The organism is Pseudoalteromonas sp. S3178 (assembly GCF_005886985.1).
In the GTDB taxonomy this organism is placed as follows: domain Bacteria; phylum Pseudomonadota; class Gammaproteobacteria; order Enterobacterales; family Alteromonadaceae; genus Pseudoalteromonas; species Pseudoalteromonas carrageenovora.
In genome coordinates this window covers 1-17,975 of record NZ_PNCW01000065.1, presented here as the reverse complement: position 1 = coordinate 17,975, position 17,975 = coordinate 1, and the positions used below count along the sequence as shown (strand labels likewise).

Sequence of the window (17,975 nt, the reverse complement as noted above, 5' to 3'; positions counted from 1 at the left end):
TGAGCTTTATCTATTCTAAAAATAAAAAATCGCATTAATAAAATGCGGTTTTTAAAAATATAAACTAAAGAGCTTGTTAGTTATTAAAAGTAGCCGCGAACACCAAAGCGGAAGTTTCTACCTGGTAATGGTGCTTTATCTTTAATAAATGAGCTATGCACAAAACCTAATTCGTCTGTAATGTTATCTACATTTATATAAAGCTGCGCATCTACCGTACCTAAACCTAGTTGGTAATTAGCTTGGGCATCAAATAACGTATAGCCATCGGTTTTTGTTTCAAATGCGGTTACATCATTTTGATCAAAGTAATGAGTACCAGTAAGTGTTAGCTGTAAATCGCCTAAATCATATTGTAATTCAGAGCCTAATTTATTAGCTGGAATACGTGGTAGGTTACCTTCATCGTCTTTTAGCTTTGCACGAGTTGAATCACCAAACACTTTAACCATAGCACTAGATGTTAGTTGGTAATGAGCGTCAAATTCAATACCATAAAGTTCTGCGTCTTTACTTGTGAATTGGTAAACCGCGACAGCATCGTCATGTGCGCCAATCGCTGACTCTAATCCATCTTCTTCATCGTAAACTAAACCAGTATTTTCTTGGAAATAAAAGTTTTCAATATCGTTATAGAAAAAGTTAACTGTATAGCCAAAATTACCGTTAAAACGTCTAAAGCTTAAATCAAGGTTTGTTGATTTTTCTTGTTCGATGTCTTCTGGTTCAAAGTGGGCTTCGTTGTCTTCTATTTGGTAGCCTAAGCCAAGCTCATAGGTACCTGTAGCAATGTGTAAACCATTAGATAAAAGCTCAGCTGAAAGCGGCGCTCGTTCAGAGTGAGATAAGCTCAGTGCTACGCTTTGTCCTGGCGTGTATTGCCAAATAGCACCGGCAGATGCACTTACGTTTGTAAAGCGTTTGCTATAAGCAATGCTTTCTTCTTCGTCATGCTCTTCCTCTTCTTTATCATGATCGTGGTCGTGCTCAGACTCAGTAATGTTGCTTTTTATCTTATACTCTTCAACACGGGCACCAAGCTCAATAGTTACATTACCAAATTCACGCTCTTCAAGTAAATATAAAGCATGAGTAGTCGTCACACTTGCAGGTGTAAATGCTTCTTCACCAATAGCGTCGTAGTCAGACTCGCTATAGTGATAGCCAATCATACCGTGCCACTGGCCTAGTTTGTGTTCAACATTTAATCGCGTTTCAGTGGTTTCATTTTTAAAAGTTGTACCAATTTCACCGTCTTCAATTTCGCTATGCGAGTAATCGGTATAGCCAACACGTAGGTTGATGGTTTCAATCCAATTGTTATGCAGTGCATAGCTTATCAAACCCTGCCAACGGTCTTGTTCTAAATGTGCATAAACGGCTTCTTCTGCCTCTTCATCTTCATGCTCTTCGTGTTCTTCTTCAGTTTCGCCTTCGTGATCATGTTCGTGGTGGTGCTCATGTCCCGGAATACCGTAATCGGTATCAATGCTACCGTAAGAAAAACCAACCGTTAGGTGCTCTCCAACATAGCTAGTACCAAAGTTAAGCGTTTCGCTATCAATAAAGGTGTTCTCTACTGAAGCTTCTTTTTCAACATCGCCATCATCATCGGTGATAGTAAAATTTGGTGTTTGGTAATCGTCGCCGCTGCGTTTTGTACCATCAAAATGGAAGTTAAAGCCGTCATTACCAGTTTCAAGCTTTGCAGCAACTGTGTTTGCGTTAGATACAGTGTCGTGGCTATATTCGGCCGCGCCTGTTAAATCGTCAATATTGCTAGTAGGAATACGGTTATCAACCACATTTACTACACCACCAATAGCGCCAGAGCCATAAAGTAGGGTGCTTGGACCGCGAAGAACTTCGATTTGTTCAGCTGCTAAGCTGTCGCTTGATGTTGCATGATCAGGGCCAATGCGTGAAGCATCGCTAGCATCTAAACCGTTTTGCGTAATTTTAACGCGAGGGCCATCTAAACCACGAATAATTGGGCTTGATGATACAGGGCCAAAGTAACTTGCATTTACGCCTGGTAAACCTTTTAGAGTTTCACCAAGAGTTGGTTTTGATTTATTTCTTAATTCATCACCTGAGAGTACGCTTACTGGCGATATCATCTCGAGGCTATTTTTATGAAGTGCAGAGGCATAAACAACCACTGTCTCAACCGATGTTGGTTTAAGTGATACAGACAGATTGTTTGAAGATTCGCTAACAGCAATACGAGAGTCTACGTAGTTGTCTTTACTAATATGTAATTGGCTATTTGCATCGATTTCTATAGCAAATTCGCCTAAATCGTTACTTTTAACGCTTTGGTTTTTGCCATGTACATGAATTGAGGCATTTTTAATTGGTTGATTTTTGTCATCCATTACTTTGCCAGTAACAGTGGCAGCCAAAGCTGATTGAGAACATAAAACAGAAAAAATAGCAGAGGAGATTAATGTTAACTTTGTCATGGATATATTGGTTCGCGGTTACTATGTTGTGATATAATATAACACCGTAAAATTGACGAATCAACAATGTTATACTATAGCACTGCTGTTTGCGTTTAAATCAACAAAAATACCGATAAGCTGTATTATTTATCATAAAATTTATAAAATATTGACTCTATTTAGCTATGAAGAACTATTTTACTCCCGCTTAAAATAATTACTAAATATTAGAGCGTATTGAAATTTTATAGTTGAATTTAAAGCAGTATGTTTGTTTTTCAGGCAAGGCGGAGCCTATGTAGTGTGGTTGTTCCTATAAATAGACGATAACGCAGCATAAATACTAAACATGCGCTGCCTAAAGGGTTCTTTCTAGGGATGATTAACGCTTCGTTGCCTACATTGATGTTGGTAAGGGGCGTGAGTAGGACGCGGAAGTTTTGCGCTGTTTTCTTATTCTTACATGAATGTATGCCAGTAGGGTAACACAGGAGCAGTTACTGAGCCCACGAGGTGCAAACCTCACGCACCGATTGAATCACCCCTAGATTTAACGAATTTCGACCCAGAAAAGCAACTAGCCTTAGATGAAAATTAATTTAATACACTCAATTATATGTATTTAAGTACCTTCTACTATTGTGTGTCTTTTATAAATGTACGCATTATTGTTAACAGTTAATTGTTTTATTATATTCTGTGTGTAATTATCTTTTCTGTTTGAGCGCTTTTTTGCTAACAACAAATGCTTAAAAGTACACAATTTAATACGCACAATAGTAGGTCAACATGATTTTCAATCCTTATAGTGTAAAATTATCATCCGCTTTGTTTTGCTTAACAGTACTTGCAGGGTGTAATAATGCGAAAACGTCGAATCAAGATTCAACTAAAGCAGTTAGTCCATTAAAAAAAGAACATATAATTTTTGATTTTGAACATAACAATTACAGTCAGTATATAAATACAATTAATGGCTTTAGTGCATTAATAAAAGAAGGAGGAAACCATAAATTAGCGGTGACATTAAAATCTAAATCTAATGTAGAAAGTGACTTTGAATTTATAAACCCAAAAGGCTGGGATTGGCAAGCTATTGGAAATTTTGCGCTTGCATTAGATATTCAAAACCCTGATGAGGTGTCTACACACTTATACATAAAAACAGCAGATAAGTCGGGTGAATTTCAAACTCGAAGTGTTGTTGTGCCAGCAAAGTCTCAAAATACGTATTACATAGAATTAAAAGGCGAAAATTTAAATGTTAATTCAGGTATTCGCTCAAACCCACCAAGTTGGAAAAGCAGTTATACGCCAATAATCTATAGAGGCGGACAAAAAAATATCGATGTTAGCAGCATTGTAAAAATATCATTTGGAGTAAAAGGGCTACTTGAAGATAAACGTATTTTAATAGATAACTTGCGCCTTATAAAGCCAACTAATTTTGATACTAACTATCTAAAAGGGTTAGTTGATAAATTTGGTCAAAATGCAAAACTAAACTTCACCAATAAAATATCTTCATCTGAGCAGTTACAAGTTATTTCTCTAAAAGAGCAAGGTGAGTTACAAAACTCACCAATTAAAGGACGTTCTAAATTTAGTGGCTGGAAAAACGGCCCACGATTAGAAGCAACGGGATATTTTAGAACCGAAAAATACAAAGGCAAATGGAGTTTAGTAGACCCACAAGGCTATCTGTTTTTTTCAACCGGTATTGATAACGTTCGTATGGCAAATACATCAACCATTACCGGTTACGATTTTGACCAAAGCTATATTAAGCAGCGTGAAGCTAATGATCTAACACCAGAGGATTCATTAGGATTAAATCCAGCTCCAAAAACTGCGTGGTCAACACGTTATAAAAGCTCAACACTAAGATCTGATATGTTTAATTGGCTACCAGAACAAAGCAATCCTTTTGCTGATAACTACGGCTACAGACGCGAAGTTCACAGTGGTGCAATTAAAAAAGGTGAAACGTTTAGTTTTTATCGCGCTAATTTAGAGCGAAAGTATCAAACCCATAACAACAATGACTTAATGAAACAGTGGCAAAACACCACTGTAAAACGCATGCTTTCATGGGGCTTTACTTCTTTTGGTAATTGGATAGAGGAAGACTATTACCATACTAACCAATTACCTTACTTTGCTAACGCGTGGATCATTGGTAATTTCAAAACGGTAAGCAGTGGTAACGACTACTGGAGTCCATTACCTGACCCATTTGATCCATTATTCGTTGAGCGCGCAGATGTAACGCTTGCAAAAGTAGCCCAGCAAGTTAAAAACAGTCCTTGGTGTGTTGGTGTATTTATTGATAATGAAAAAAGCTGGGGGATGATGAATTCTGACGCTGCGCGTTACGGCATTGCAATTAATACACTTAAAAATAATGCTCAAAATAGCCCGACAAAAGCGCAATTTGTAACCTTGATGAACAATAAATACAGCCAAATTAGCAAGCTTAATAAAGCATGGAATACACGTATTGCCTCATGGGATGAGTTTGCTGCAGGCGTTACACTTACGCAGTTTAACGAGCAAACTAATATCGATTTATCAGCGATGTTGTTTCATTATGCTAATCAGTATTTTGCAGTGGTTGACGCTGCTATAGCTAAACATCTTCCCAACCAGCTGAATATGGGAGCACGTTTTGCTGACTGGGGTATGACGCCTGAAATAAGAGCCGCCGCTGCCGCGCATGTAGATGTGATGAGCTACAACTATTACCGAGAGGGGTTAAATGAAGATTTTTGGGCATTTTTACCTGATATAGACATGCCAAGCATAATAGGTGAATTTCATAATGGGTCGCTTGATTCTGGGCTATTAAACCCAGGCCTTATACACACTCAATCTCAGCAAGAGCGTGGTACTAAATACAAAAAATATATGAATAGCGTTATAGATAACCCATATTTTGTTGGTGCACATTGGTTTCAATACATAGACTCTCCACTAACTGGGCGAGCATACGATGGTGAAAACTACAATGTAGGCTTTGTAAATGTAACTGACATTCCTTACAAACCGCTTGTTGATGCAGCTAAAAGCGTGAATAAATCTTTATATGAACGCAGGTATAATAATGCAAAAAATTAAATATATACTAAGCGCTGTGTGTGTTTTCTGTTTAGGCGTATCTGATAATACAGTTGCTAAGGAAGCTAATACACAGCTACTTCAGCAAGGCCCCTATAAAATATATCATGAGCAAGCACTTGAGGTGCTTGACTTAAATAACCCTGTAAAAACCCTCGCTTCGGGTTATGACTGGCTAGAGGGGCCGGTTTGGGTTAATCAAGGAGGATATTTATTATATTCTGATATACCTAATCATCAGGTTTATAAATATACACCCGATAAAGGTGCAAGTTTGTACTTAGCGCATAGTGGCTATTCAAATGGTTTAATTGTAAATAAACAAAATGAGCTTGTGCTTTTGCAATCGCGCTCACGTGTTATATCAAAAATGAAGACGCCATTAAGCACGCCTAAATCACAATACCTACAAATTGTAAGTCATTATAATGGACAAAAGTTTAACAGCCCAAACGATGGCGTTTTTAACGACCAAGGCATGCTTTATTTTAGTGATCCACCCTATGGTTTACCTAATCAATTAGATGATGAAGGCAAAGAGCTTAAGTTTCAGGGGGTATATTCACTTAAAAATACAGGGGAACTCACCTTATTGGATCGTGATCTTATTTACCCTAATGGGGTCGCATTATCAGCTGATAATAAAACGTTATATGTGGCGGCATCTAATGCTAATAAACCTGCATGGTATCAGTATGATTTAAATGACAGGGGTGCAGTGGTAAGTAAATCTATATTTTATGAATTACCACCAGTAATTAAGCATGACCAAGGCTTACCAGATGGTTTAAAGGTACATAAAAGTGGGATTATATTTGCTACAGGTCCCAATGGGTTATGGTTATTTAATAAAAATGCTGAGCTACTAGCTCAAATTGAAATGCGAAATATTAGTGCTAATTTAACGTTTAACCAATCACAGAACCGCGTTTATATAACAGCGCATACACAGCTATTGGCACTTGATTTAAAATAAAATAGTCTTGTTATTCTATTGTTAAATTAAAGCCCCTATAAGCACGCTTAATAGGGGCTATTTACTCTTTGTTGCCTACATGAATGAAGGTAAAGGGCGTGAGCAGGACGCGGAAGCTTTGCTCTGTTTTTACTTAGACCACTAGTTTACAAATCTCACGCTGCGATTAAATAGCCTCTAGTTTGAACAAATTTTAATTCTCAAAGATCAACAGACCCTCGGATAATTTCGCTTAATTAAACAGATAACCTTTACAACAACAAATACCTGTTGTAAATTGTTAACAATGAACAGTGTCATGTAAACTAATTCGGTGGCTTAATGAAAGTATCATCACAAACAATCAAAAGTGTAAAAGTCGAGTATTACCAAATTCCGCTAGCAGAAGTGTTAAGTGATGCAAAGCATGGCGATCACACTCACTTTGAAGTTATTGCGTTGCATATTATGACTCACGACGGGTATGAAGGGATGGGATATACCTACACTGGCGGCAAAGGTGGTCGCGCAATTTATTCACTCCTTAACGATGAAATAAAGCCCGGATTAATTGGACAAAATTCTATGTCTATCATGGCAATTTGGGACAAATTGCAGTGGGATCTTCATTATGTTGGCCGAGGTGGACTACTTAGCTTTGCGATTTCAGCAGTTGATATAGCGCTGTGGGATATTAAGTGTAAGCGCTTAAATGCGCCATTATGGCAGGTTGCGGGTGGTAGCAGTGACCAAACAAAATGCTATGCAGGCGGAATAGATTTAAATTTTAGTAAAGAAAAACTGCTTAGTAATATAGATGGTTATTTAAATCGTGGGTTTAATGCAGTAAAAATTAAAGTCGGTAAGCCCAACTTTAAAGAAGATATAGAACGTGTAGCCGCAGTAAGAGAGCTAATAGGTAAAGATAAAACACTTATGGTAGATGCCAATTATTCAATGACTGTTGAGCAAGCTATTCGTTTTGCTAAATCAATTGAAAAATACGACATAACCTGGTTTGAAGAACCGACTTTACCTGATGATTACAAAGGCTTTGCTCGCATAGCACAAGCGACTTCAATACCGCTTGCAATGGGTGAAAATTTGCATACATTGCACGAATTTGGTTATGCGATTGAGCAAGCTAAGTTAGGCTTTTTACAGCCTGATGCGTCAAACATTGGCGGTATTACAGGGTGGTTACACGTGGCAAGTATGGCATATACACACAACTTGCCAATTTGTAGCCATGGCATGCACGAGTTACATGTCTCACTGTTGGCATCTCAGCCTCATGCTGGCTTTTTAGAAGTCCATTCATTCCCTATAGATGAATATACAACACGTCCTTTAAGGCTTAAAAATGGCCAAGCATGCGCTCCAGATATAATAGGTACGGGTGTAGAATTTGACCCTCAACTAGTGAAACAGCATTTAATTATACAGTCGTAATTACAAAAATTAGTAACAAAAGAAAAGAGTTGTTGTGTGTCCACAAATTCAGCGTAGAGATTATTTATCAAGGAATGAATAATTACCTCTTTGTCATAAGATTAAATTTATGAGTACTGATTTTGTGGACGCTTTTATAAAGTTAAATTGTGATTAGTATTGCAACTATTGATTATTTTACACAAACCAAAATTGCTAAGTCTGCTGTAAATCCTATGGTTGTAATTAACGCCGAGAATAGTTTTATTTCAATGCTTTAAATTAATTAGTTAGGGGCTCTCACAACCCCGCCAAAGCCAGCTTAAATTGCTGGCTTTTTTATATTTTAAAAACAGCAATAAAGAGCATTAAATTACTATTTTTAAGCAAAATGCGTGTATTTACATCATAAAATTGTGATTAACATGGTATATCAAAATAAATTAATAAAAGAAATTAGGTTTTACTATGACATCAAAAGTAACTGGTATTAGCGACTTCCCCGATGCATTTTCACAGCAACGTTCAGCAACAGGTATGGGGCAAATGGACGATCAAAACGATCCCGTCAATATGATATTAGGTCTAAAAGATGTACGTAAAGCGGCGCATAATTGTGCTGTTTTCCAATCAGGGGCTAAACCAGGGCGTATTGTCATTCCATCAGAAGTAGCAATACGTGAAACACGTCAAATCCCATTTGAAGTAGACCCGCCTGAGCACGGCGGTTTTCGTGAACTATTAAATCCATGGTTTAAACGACCATTAGATGAATGCTATCAAACTCACCTACAAAACATTATTGATGAAACTATTGATAACGCTTTTAAAGCTGAGTCGTTTGATGTGGTGTCACAATTTGCATTACCACTTCAATCTAAAGCGTTAACGCTATTACTTAATACCTCAATGGATAAAGCGCAAACATGGATTGATTGGGGAACTCATGTATTTAGAAGTGAAGATAGCGAACTTGATGGCGACAAAGCAAATATTTTATATGACTACATCGATGAGCAAATCGAAATCGCCATTTTAAACCCTGGTGATGATTTATATTCCGTGCTTTTAAATTCACAAGTGAATGGTAAAAAGCTGAGTAAAGAAGAAGTAAAAGGCGTGATGATCCTCACCTTTGCTGGTGGGCGAGACACTGTAATAAACGCAATTACTAATTCAATTGCTTACTTTAGTGAAAATATCAGTGATTTAAAGCGCATTAATAACGAGCCCGACATACTTAACCGCGCTGTCGAAGAGCTCATTCGCTATTTTGCTCCGCTGACACAAATGGGCCGCGTTGCCACTCAAGACACGACTGTATGTGAACACGCAATAAAAGAAGATACACGTATATCACTTTGCTGGGCATCGGCTAATCGTGACGAAAATGTATTTAAAAATCCAAATAAGGTCGACTTTGACCGAAAAGTTAATCCACATATCAGTTTTGGCTTTAGTCATCACAATTGTTTAGGGGCAACGCATGCTCGTCAAATTTTGCGTCAGCTTGTGCAGTCGATTGCTAATAGAGTGGCTCAAATAGAAGCCATAAAAGCAGATGAAAACATTGAAAAACTAGGCGGCTTTTCACGAAAAGTAGGATTTAACAGTTTACAAGTGAGCTTTAAATCAAAATAAAAATTTCAAAATAATTCAACAACGTAATAAGTACCGTAGCAAGTATTCAAAAAGTAAAAAGAGGATTAATACGATGGCAAAAGTAATTTTTATGACTAAAACAAATGGCGCAGTGGAAGTTGAAGGCGATAGTGGTTCATTAATGGAGCTTGCAACCGCTAATGGTGTTAGCGGTATTGATGGCGACTGCGGCGGTGTTTGCTCATGCGCAACATGTCATATTTATGTAGCTCCAAATGATTTTGAAAAAATAGGTCAACCAGAGGAAATAGAAAGCGACATGTTAGAGCTTGACGACAACGTTACACAGTATAGCCGTTTATGCTGTCAAATTGAGGTTACTGAGGCTATTGATGGCATGACCTTTGTAGTCGCTAACTAATAAAATAGGCATCATTATGCAAAACACACAATTAGAATCAAACAGGCTGCAGCAAAGTGTTGTAATTATTGGTGCCAGCCATGGTGGGGTTAATTTTGCATTTAACTTACGCCAGCAAGGTTGGCTAGGTAAAATAACATTACTTGATAGTGATTTAGAGTTGCCTTATCACAGGCCGCCGCTTTCTAAAAAAACGCTGCAATCGTTAGAGGTAAAATCAACGCCTTTAAAAGTACTAAAAACCTATACCGATAACCATATAGATTTATGTTTAGGTGAACGTGTTACTGCAATTGACAAGCAAAACAAAACAGTGACTCTTAAAAATAATAAACAACTAGATTTTGATAAATTAGTGATCGCGACTGGCTGCTCGCCCTTTATACCCCCCATTAAAGGCCTTAGTGAAACTGTTGACGAATATGGCAACCCTCACTATTTTGCGATGCGAACACACGCAGACGCAGTTGCGATCAAAACAGCATTGAATTCAAGTGTTGATAAAGATGTTGTCATCATAGGTGGTGGTTACATTGGCCTTGAATCGGCATCATCCTTTATAGCACTTGGCGCTAAAGTAACGGTAATCGAAAAACACGAAAAAATACTCTCGCGTGTTACATCATCTGCTATGTCGGACTTTTTAGCTGATTTACACAAAGCCAAAGGGGTGGATCTACAAACAGCAAAAGATGTCGTAAAAATTAAGCACATTAACAATAAACATTATGTGCAATGCAGCGATGGGAGTGAGTATCCCGCCGATTTTATTTTAGTGGGCGTCGGTGTAAGGCTAAATACACAATTAGCAATAGAAGCTGAGCTGGTTGTTGAGCAAGGCATAAAAGTAAATGACGTATGTCAAACTTCACACCCTGATATTTACTCAATTGGTGATTGCACCACTCATTTTAATAACATCTATAACCGTTGGATCAGGTTAGAGTCGGTACAAAATGCAGTTGATCAAGGTAAAGCTGCCGCGAAGTTTTTAGCTAAAAGTATTCCTTCGACCTCAGCTCTGCCATGGTTTTGGTCAGATCAATACGAATGTAAATTGCAAATTGTAGGCTTGTCTGAAGGCTATAACGAAATCATTAAGCGCCAAGAAGCGAACGATCAATTTTCTCTTTGGTATTTTAATAATGATTCACTACTTTGTGTAGAAGCGGTTAATCATGCAAAGGCCTATGTACTGGGCACACAAGCTATTAAGCAGAGTTTAAAAGTAAACAAAAAAATATTGAGCGACTTAACGATATCGCTTGCAAAACCTCATTTATTTGAGACGTAACTGCTGTCGATACTGATGCGGAGTTACTTTAAAGTGATTTTTAAACTGCTTAATAAAATACGAGGGGCTAGAAAAGCTTAAATCGTAAGCTATATCAGTCACCGAAACATCACTTTGCCCAAGTAAGCGGGCAGCGCTATATAACTTGTGCTGAATAAGGTAGTCGGAGTACGGCACTCTAAAGTGCTTTTTAAATACGCGAGAAAAATACGAAGGTGATAAATGACAAAGGGTCGCGGCTTGCTCAAGTGAAAGGTTTAAGCCGTTATTTTTTTTAAGCTCGTTAATTACCGGCGTAAGCTTTTTAAAGCTTATCGAGCTAATTAATGGCGTTTGCTGCTTGGTTAAACTGCTTTTACCGTATTCGCAGACCATAGTAATTAAGCAATTAAATAATTGAGCACAAGTTTTACTTTTGGGGTTTTCGTTAAATTCGCTAAGCATCCAAGCGAGCAACGTATGAATTTTTTTTTGTATTTCAGGGCTAAAGCTTAAATGCAAACCTGTTTTTAGTAATTCTATAAATTCTTGTAAGGCCGGGTTGTTAAGACGTTCAGGCATGAATTGCACAATATACCAAGATTTAGGGCGCGGATTTAAAGCAAAGTCGTGGGTTTCCATGGCGGGTGTAAAAACTACCTCAAAATCAGAAAGAGCCGATTCACCTTGATGGTAAAAATAAGTGCCGTCAATGTGTTCAAAAAATATAAATTCGTGCACCTGATGAAAGTGCATAAAACATGAGTAGCTATCGTGTTGAAGATAACTAACATGATGAATTTCGAAATCGTAGCCGTCTTTAATACAAAACGGTTCGCAGTAAATTGTCGGTTGCTTCATAACATTATACTTATTTTTAGAGACTTAGGAGTCTACATGGACAAGGCAAAAGCTGCAATTGCAGATGGTAATGGTGGGTTTTTCTTCGATACAGTAAATGTTGGAAAACCAAGCGCTGGCGAAGTAAAAATTAAAATAAAAGCGTCAGGCATTTGCCACACAGATTGGGACTCAATCAAAACGTGGAACAAAAAATTTATTATAGGTCACGAAGGCGCAGGCAATATTGTTGAGCTAGGAGAGGGCGTTACAGAGTTTTCTGTTGGCGATAAAGTGATATTAAATTGGGCTATTCCCTGCGGTGAGTGTTTTCAGTGTCAAGAAGGTAACTTACATATATGTGAAGTAAATAGCCCTGTAACCGGTAACGGATTATGCGGACATGCTAATAAACAAGCGTGCGATCACGATGGCGAAACTCTAGAACGCTCATTTCATTTAGGCACAATGAGCGAGTATACGGTTGTAAAAGCGGCGGCGGTAATAAAAATTAATAGCGATATTCCGTTCCCTAGTGCCAGTATTGTTGGCTGTGGGGTAATGACAGGTTACGGCTCAGCAGTAAACGCAGCTAAAGTAAAAGCAGGCTCATCTGTAGCAGTACTTGGCTGTGGTGGGGTAGGTTTAAATGCAATACAGGGTGCTGCTATATCGGGCGCAGCAAAAATTATAGCAATTGACCTATCTGCTGAGAGATTGCTACAAGCCAAGGAGTTTGGAGCAACTCATACTGTACTTGCTAAAACTAATGACCCTGATTTAGAGCATATGGTAAATGAAGTGAAAGGGTTAACGAATGGCCGAGGAGCTGATTACGCTTTTGAATGTACTGCGGTGCCTGCACTTGGTTCTGCACCTCTAGCACTTATACGTAGTGCAGGTGTTGCTGTACAAGTTAGTGGTATTGAACAAAAAATAGATTTTGATTGTGAGCTATTTGAATGGGATAAAATTTATATAAACCCGCTTTACGGACAATGTAATCCTAAGCGCGACTTTGCTCAAATATTAGATCTTTATGACGCAAAAAAACTCAAGCTTGATGAACTAGTAACAAAAACTTATTCACTCGATGATTTACAAACAGGCTTTGATGACATGCTTGCAGGGCGTATCGCTAAAGGTGTCATCGTGTTTGACGATTAAAGGAGTGAAAATGACTATTCATCGTTTAGAAGTCTCAAATAACAATTACACCGCGGATAACTTTGTAACAATAACGGCTTATAGCAGTCATTTAAAAGGGCGCGGAGATATAAGTGTTTATCGAGAAGCCAGTAATAATAACAATGTGCCTATTATTATATTACTGCATGGCGTTTATGGGAGTCATTGGGTATGGAGCCAATTAGGTGGTGTACATAAAGTGTATCAGCAGCTTCGTAGCAGTGGGCTAAACGAATTTGTATTAGTGATGCCGTCAGATGGCGCGCACGCCGAGGGCAGCGGGTATTTGCCACTTAAAAATGCAGATTATGAAGCATGGATTGCTGATGATGTGATTAGCGCGGTTATTCAAACTCAACCAATGTGCTCAAACTCATCAAATATTTATATTACGGGGCTTTCAATGGGCGGCTATGGCGCTTTGTGTTTAGGCGCAAAACATTCAACTATTTTTAGCGGTATATCAGCGCACTCATCAATTACCAAGCTTGACGACTTTACTCATTTTGTTGATGAACTCACTCTAACGCCCCTAAACCAGACCAGTGACAAGTACGGCGGTGATGTGTTTAAAACACTTAGTGCTAATAAAAAAACACTACCGCCGCTTAGATTTGATTGCGGCAAAGACGATGTACTTTTTAGTGCTAATTCTGCATTAGCTCAAAAGCTAGCTGATGAAAATATTCCTCACACGTTCAATATTTTTGCAGGTACTCATTGCTGGGAGTATTGGCACAAACATGTAGCTAAAACGATGCTCTTTTTTGATCAATTACAGAGCAAAACTCACACACAATTCAAATAGGGAGATAGCTCATGAAAGTTATCAGCTCACTTTTAATGGCACTTGCATGCACTGCATCATTTAATTTAATGGCGCAGTCAGAAGTATTCGTAAATTTAAATGTAAAACGCAGTGTTGACGGTCTATCAACCTTTGATAGAAGCAAATACATTGTTATGCATTCAATGCTCACTACAACCGATTGGAAGGGGGAAGAAGACAAGCTAGACTACTTACTTAACGACCTTGACGTGTATTTGGGTCGTGATAACGGTTCAATGCCCTATTACGCCACTCAAGTTGAGCAAGACCCAAATAACCTGGGCTACGCAAACCCAAATAGTATTGCCGCCTATGGTAAAACAGTTCGCGAAGATTATTATGGTAAAACGCTGTCGAAGCTTCATAAATACGACAACAGAGCCCATTTAGTGATAGGGGGACAAATTAATCAGTTTTGGATTGGTAATCACAAAGGAAAAGACGAATGGAGCTTTGCTAATACCGATGCTGTGGGTCAATACATGGGAAATTTTGTAAATGAATTTTATCGAAAAGACAACCAAGGACCGAAGAAAGGCCCAGTACGTCCACAATACCTTGAAATACTCAATGAGCCACTTTACGAACTTGTTGATGTACATCACGGTAAGCCTATCGATACATTTATTTTTCATAATGAAGTAGCCCAAGGCATACGAAAAGTTAATACAGGCATTAAAATTGGTGGATACACCACGGCCTTCCCATGGTTTGACGATAACAATTTTAACCGTTGGGATGAGCGAATGAAGCTCTTTTTAGATACCAGCGGTGAATACATGGATTATTTTTCGATTCATCTTTACGACTTTGGCTACTTAAACCGCGATAAAGGCGTCGCTAACTTTAAAGGAGCGCGTATTGAAGCCACTATGGATATGATGGAGCAATACGAAAAGCTAAAGTTGGGTGAGGTAAAACCCTTCATGATTTCGGAATATGGTGGGCGTGACCATAAAACAGAAGCAACGCCATGGACAGCAGTAAACGACTGGCAAACGATGAAGTCGTTTAGCCCTATGATGATGCAATTTATGGCTAAACCAAACCTCATAATTAAAGCTATTCCGTTTAGTTTAACAAAAGCAGAATGGAGTGGTAACGAGGGGCGTGATTATGCATGGCGTTTACTACGCCACAATGACGAAAAATCAGGTGAAACTGGCAACGAATATGTATTTACTGACATTATTAAGTTTTATCAATTGTGGTCAGATGTAAATGGCACTCGCGTTTATACTGACTCAAGTGAAGCAGACTTATTAGTTGATAGCTACGTAAATAAAAACAAAGCGTATGTGATTATCAGTAATTTAGAAACAAGCGCTAATAATGCTTTGCTAAATATAACAGAGGTACCACGCAACCCGGTTAATAACGTTAAAATTAAGCAACTGCATTTTGCTAATGGTGAGCCAACGCTTACTAAAACATCACAAAGTATTGCCGTAAAAAATGAGTTACCAAAAAGTATTAACATAGAAGCAGAAGCTACAGTAATTATTGAATATACATTTAACAATAATATAAAAGCGACTGCTGAGTCTGACGAGCTCAAGTACTACGCAACGACTTATAAACAGCCTATTAATGCCAATAAAACTCTTAATTTTAACATTAACGATGTGAAAACAAGTAAATATGGTAAAGGGATGTTGCGTTTAAGTTTTGGTAGAGAGCATGGTTTAACTCAACAACCTGTCGTTAAAGTAAATGACACTTTAGTTACTGTGCCAACCGATTATGCCGGTGATGAGCAAGAATTTCGCCCGCAAGTTTTCAGCATGGTAGAAATCGAAGTATCAAACGAGCTGTTAAAAACTAATAATACAATATCAATTACTTACCCTGATGATGGCGGGTTTGTTAGTAGCGTTACGCTTCAAGTGTTTGAGTATAGTGATGGTATTATAAGTGCTAGTAATAAATAAAACCCCGTTTATGATGTGACCGAATGTATGGGCACTCATTAGTGAGTGACCATGCTGTTTAGGAGCCCGCTTTTTAAAACTCAGATACAATTTTTATGTGTGTTATATTTGCTTATCCTATTAGCGAAGAAGAAAATATATGTCTGCATCTCCAATCAATTTACTCGATAAATTTTCAAAGTTTACACAGCAGTGGTCACCTAAAGTAATTGCTGAAATGAATGATTACCAATTTAAACTCGCTAAGATTGAAAATGAATTTACATGGCATTCTCATGCAAACACAGACGAAGTGTTTTTAGTTATTGAAGGCGAAATGAGTATTGAGCTTCGAGATGGTATAGTTAATCTAAAAGCGGGAGAAATGTACGTAATACCAAAAGGGGTTGAACATAAACCTTTTGCAAAAAAAGAATGCAAAATTATGCTTATCGAGCCTCGAGGAGTCATTAACACTGGGGAAAACAGTTCAGTACTCACCGCTGAAAATGATGTGTGGATTTAGGTTACTATACTAAATATAAGTATTTCAATGTATTGAGCAAAGTGCCTAATATTATTAAAGCTATTCAATACCTGCTACATAAAAATACTTGATTAAAAATGGATTATTTATCAAATATATCGGCGTAATATTAATAGGCCCTTTAGCCTTATTTCCTGCTTGTGCCTTACTTGCTATTGTATCTGCTCTGTTTGGATATCAGCCCTTAAAAAACTATATAGATGCGATACTATTCTCGGCTGCAATGGTTGGCGGAAGCTTATTTTATGTCTATTGCGCACTACTTGTTTACGGGGTACCAATTTCAATTTTATTAAAAAGATTTAATATTTTTAATTTACCTATGGTTCTTCTAGCGAGTGTAACTCCATTTATTATAATTATTCCAATGGGGTGGGATGAGCCTATAAGACCCTTACTTTTAATTTGCTTTGGCTCTATTGTTGTTGCTATAGGTTGTTGGTATACACGCTTACTCTTGTTTAAAACTAAAAAAATTAACCAATAAACTTTTTGAGCTTAAATGAGAGTTACCGACTATCAATCATAAGTATATCGAGTTTATGCTGAGCTCTGGCTTGATTTTTTATGTCGATAGGTTCAATCATCTCGCATTCGTCTCTGATCATTTCAGGTATTAGGCTAGGATAGTGTCGGCAATCCTCTGGTCGGTCGAGGTAGATACTGCAGGTATACATATTTTTAGCGAGAGGGTCTTTTTTAGGGGCAATGTCTAAAAACGGGCAAGCATTTAGCCTTAATCCTGTTTTAGGGTCGAACCAAATCTCATTGTTTTTAACGTATTCATAAATTTCGGGATTAAAAAGCTCCCATAAATCTATTTCTTCTTTTGATGCGCTTAAATCGCCGCCGCCGTATTTAATACAGCATTTACCACACTGGTTACATTCTTTCATAATTTAGTTGGCTGTTAACGAGTTTAAGTTAGTTGCTAGTGTAGCACCGAATTTATTTTTAGCTGTTCTAAAAGATTCGCGTTTTTGATAATAAACAAATCATACATACTAAAATTACTGATGACACACCTTGTTACCCTTTATAGCGTGCACATCAATATGAATAGTTTAGGCTCAATGTTTATAGAAATAAATTAGCAGGGAGTAACCATGAAAGACGCTTTAGATAATTTTAAGACAGAATTTAATGCAAAACGCTTGTATTGGAAAAATCTGAAAAGCTACAAAGCAAAAGTGTTCTTTATCCTCTTATTTGTAGCTGTTATTGCGCTAAAATTATTTACGACTGTTTTTACCTTCGATTGGATAGTGGGTTTGCTTTAGTGCCTTTTTCCGTTTCTACCTGAATACGTTAAGTTATAGGGCGTGTTGAACTTTGTGGATTGAAATTTGTTCAATCTAGGGACGATTTAATCGCGGCGCGAGGTTTGTAACCTAGTGGGCTAAGTAAAAATCGAG

At 37.8% G+C, this 17,975-nt stretch carries 15 protein-coding genes; 12 read left to right on the top strand and 3 right to left on the bottom strand.

Annotation, left to right across the window (positions count from 1 at the left end):
• Positions 1-83: 83 nt before the first annotated feature.
• On the bottom strand, positions 84-2,465 hold the full coding sequence (locus CWC11_RS16865) for a TonB-dependent receptor (protein ID WP_138683610.1): 2,382 nt from the start codon (positions 2,463-2,465) through the stop codon (positions 84-86).
• A gap of 771 nt (positions 2,466-3,236) precedes the next feature.
• Here CWC11_RS16865 and CWC11_RS16860 point away from each other — a divergent pair.
• From CWC11_RS16860 to CWC11_RS16835, 6 genes are all read left to right on the top strand, one after another.
• Positions 3,237-5,564 carry a beta-galactosidase gene (locus tag CWC11_RS16860; RefSeq protein WP_138683609.1) on the top strand — a complete coding sequence of 776 codons (2,328 nt, stop codon included), beginning with the start codon at positions 3,237-3,239 and terminating at the stop codon, positions 5,562-5,564.
• On the top strand, positions 5,551-6,540 hold the full coding sequence (locus CWC11_RS16855; RefSeq protein WP_138683608.1) for an SMP-30/gluconolactonase/LRE family protein: 990 nt from the start codon (positions 5,551-5,553) through the stop codon (positions 6,538-6,540). Before CWC11_RS16860 ends, CWC11_RS16855 begins: the two co-directional genes overlap by 14 nt.
• A 321-nt stretch (positions 6,541-6,861) precedes the next feature.
• Complete coding sequence (locus CWC11_RS16850) at positions 6,862-7,971, top strand: mandelate racemase/muconate lactonizing enzyme family protein (RefSeq protein WP_138683607.1); 1,110 nt, start codon at positions 6,862-6,864, stop codon at positions 7,969-7,971.
• A 447-nt stretch (positions 7,972-8,418) separates the two neighbouring features.
• Positions 8,419-9,591 carry a cytochrome P450 gene (locus CWC11_RS16845; RefSeq protein ID WP_138683606.1) on the top strand — a complete coding sequence of 391 codons (1,173 nt, stop codon included), beginning with the start codon at positions 8,419-8,421 and terminating at the stop codon, positions 9,589-9,591.
• Between the two features lie 73 nt (positions 9,592-9,664).
• The gene (locus CWC11_RS16840) at positions 9,665-9,973 is read left to right on the top strand and encodes a 2Fe-2S iron-sulfur cluster-binding protein (protein WP_138683605.1); all 309 of its coding nucleotides are present in this window, start codon (positions 9,665-9,667) and stop codon (positions 9,971-9,973) included.
• Between the two features lie 16 nt (positions 9,974-9,989).
• A complete protein-coding gene (locus CWC11_RS16835; protein WP_138683604.1) occupies positions 9,990-11,267 on the top strand; it encodes an NAD(P)/FAD-dependent oxidoreductase in 1,278 nt (425 codons plus the stop codon).
• On the opposite strand, the gene CWC11_RS16830 is transcribed toward CWC11_RS16835, so the two are convergent.
• Positions 11,253-12,107, bottom strand: a complete 855-nt coding sequence (locus CWC11_RS16830) for a helix-turn-helix transcriptional regulator (RefSeq protein WP_249330759.1) — start codon at positions 12,105-12,107, stop codon at positions 11,253-11,255. The genes CWC11_RS16835 and CWC11_RS16830 overlap by 15 nt on opposite strands.
• A gap of 36 nt (positions 12,108-12,143) precedes the next feature.
• On the opposite strand from CWC11_RS16830, the gene CWC11_RS16825 reads away from it, so the two are divergent.
• The 5 genes from CWC11_RS16825 to CWC11_RS16805 all read left to right on the top strand — a co-directional run bounded on the left by CWC11_RS16825 (position 12,144) and on the right by CWC11_RS16805 (position 17,047).
• A complete protein-coding gene (locus tag CWC11_RS16825; RefSeq protein ID WP_138683603.1) occupies positions 12,144-13,253 on the top strand; it encodes a Zn-dependent alcohol dehydrogenase in 1,110 nt (369 codons plus the stop codon).
• A 10-nt stretch (positions 13,254-13,263) separates the two neighbouring features.
• Complete coding sequence (locus CWC11_RS16820) at positions 13,264-14,082, top strand: alpha/beta hydrolase (protein WP_138683602.1); 819 nt, start codon at positions 13,264-13,266, stop codon at positions 14,080-14,082.
• Between the two features lie 11 nt (positions 14,083-14,093).
• Positions 14,094-16,034 carry a beta-agarase gene (locus CWC11_RS16815; protein ID WP_138683601.1) on the top strand — a complete coding sequence of 647 codons (1,941 nt, stop codon included), beginning with the start codon at positions 14,094-14,096 and terminating at the stop codon, positions 16,032-16,034.
• Between the two features lie 139 nt (positions 16,035-16,173).
• Complete coding sequence (locus tag CWC11_RS16810; protein WP_138683600.1) at positions 16,174-16,539, top strand: cupin domain-containing protein; 366 nt, start codon at positions 16,174-16,176, stop codon at positions 16,537-16,539.
• Between the two features lie 88 nt (positions 16,540-16,627).
• Positions 16,628-17,047 (top strand): hypothetical protein, encoded by a 420-nt coding sequence (locus CWC11_RS16805; RefSeq protein WP_138683599.1) that lies wholly within the window; start codon positions 16,628-16,630, stop codon positions 17,045-17,047.
• Between the two features lie 22 nt (positions 17,048-17,069).
• On the opposite strand, the gene CWC11_RS16800 is transcribed toward CWC11_RS16805, so the two are convergent.
• Positions 17,070-17,456, bottom strand: coding sequence for a YkgJ family cysteine cluster protein (locus tag CWC11_RS16800; RefSeq protein ID WP_138683598.1), 387 nt, complete (start codon positions 17,454-17,456; stop codon positions 17,070-17,072).
• 210 nt (positions 17,457-17,666) lie between these two features.
• Between CWC11_RS16800 and CWC11_RS22845 the strand changes: the two genes are divergently transcribed.
• Positions 17,667-17,840, top strand: a complete 174-nt coding sequence (locus tag CWC11_RS22845; RefSeq protein WP_171038444.1) for a hypothetical protein — start codon at positions 17,667-17,669, stop codon at positions 17,838-17,840.
• Positions 17,841-17,975: the final 135 nt, after the last annotated feature.

What these genes read in the sequence shown, in the direction of transcription:
- CWC11_RS16865 (WP_138683610.1), bottom strand. Translation starts at nt 2,465, where the DNA reads ATGACAAAGTTAACATTAATCTCCTCTGCTATTTTTTCTGTTTTATGT.
- CWC11_RS16860 (WP_138683609.1), top strand. Translation starts at nt 3,237, where the DNA reads ATGATTTTCAATCCTTATAGTGTAAAATTATCATCCGCTTTGTTTTGC.
- CWC11_RS16855 (WP_138683608.1), top strand. Translation starts at nt 5,551, where the DNA reads ATGCAAAAAATTAAATATATACTAAGCGCTGTGTGTGTTTTCTGTTTA.
- CWC11_RS16850 (WP_138683607.1), top strand. Translation starts at nt 6,862, where the DNA reads ATGAAAGTATCATCACAAACAATCAAAAGTGTAAAAGTCGAGTATTAC.
- CWC11_RS16845 (WP_138683606.1), top strand. Translation starts at nt 8,419, where the DNA reads ATGACATCAAAAGTAACTGGTATTAGCGACTTCCCCGATGCATTTTCA.
- CWC11_RS16840 (WP_138683605.1), top strand. Translation starts at nt 9,665, where the DNA reads ATGGCAAAAGTAATTTTTATGACTAAAACAAATGGCGCAGTGGAAGTT.
- CWC11_RS16835 (WP_138683604.1), top strand. Translation starts at nt 9,990, where the DNA reads ATGCAAAACACACAATTAGAATCAAACAGGCTGCAGCAAAGTGTTGTA.
- CWC11_RS16830 (WP_249330759.1), bottom strand. Translation starts at nt 12,107, where the DNA reads ATGAAGCAACCGACAATTTACTGCGAACCGTTTTGTATTAAAGACGGC.
- CWC11_RS16825 (WP_138683603.1), top strand. Translation starts at nt 12,144, where the DNA reads ATGGACAAGGCAAAAGCTGCAATTGCAGATGGTAATGGTGGGTTTTTC.
- CWC11_RS16820 (WP_138683602.1), top strand. Translation starts at nt 13,264, where the DNA reads ATGACTATTCATCGTTTAGAAGTCTCAAATAACAATTACACCGCGGAT.
- CWC11_RS16815 (WP_138683601.1), top strand. Translation starts at nt 14,094, where the DNA reads ATGAAAGTTATCAGCTCACTTTTAATGGCACTTGCATGCACTGCATCA.
- CWC11_RS16810 (WP_138683600.1), top strand. Translation starts at nt 16,174, where the DNA reads ATGTCTGCATCTCCAATCAATTTACTCGATAAATTTTCAAAGTTTACA.
- CWC11_RS16800 (WP_138683598.1), bottom strand. Translation starts at nt 17,456, where the DNA reads ATGAAAGAATGTAACCAGTGTGGTAAATGCTGTATTAAATACGGCGGC.
- CWC11_RS22845 (WP_171038444.1), top strand. Translation starts at nt 17,667, where the DNA reads ATGAAAGACGCTTTAGATAATTTTAAGACAGAATTTAATGCAAAACGC.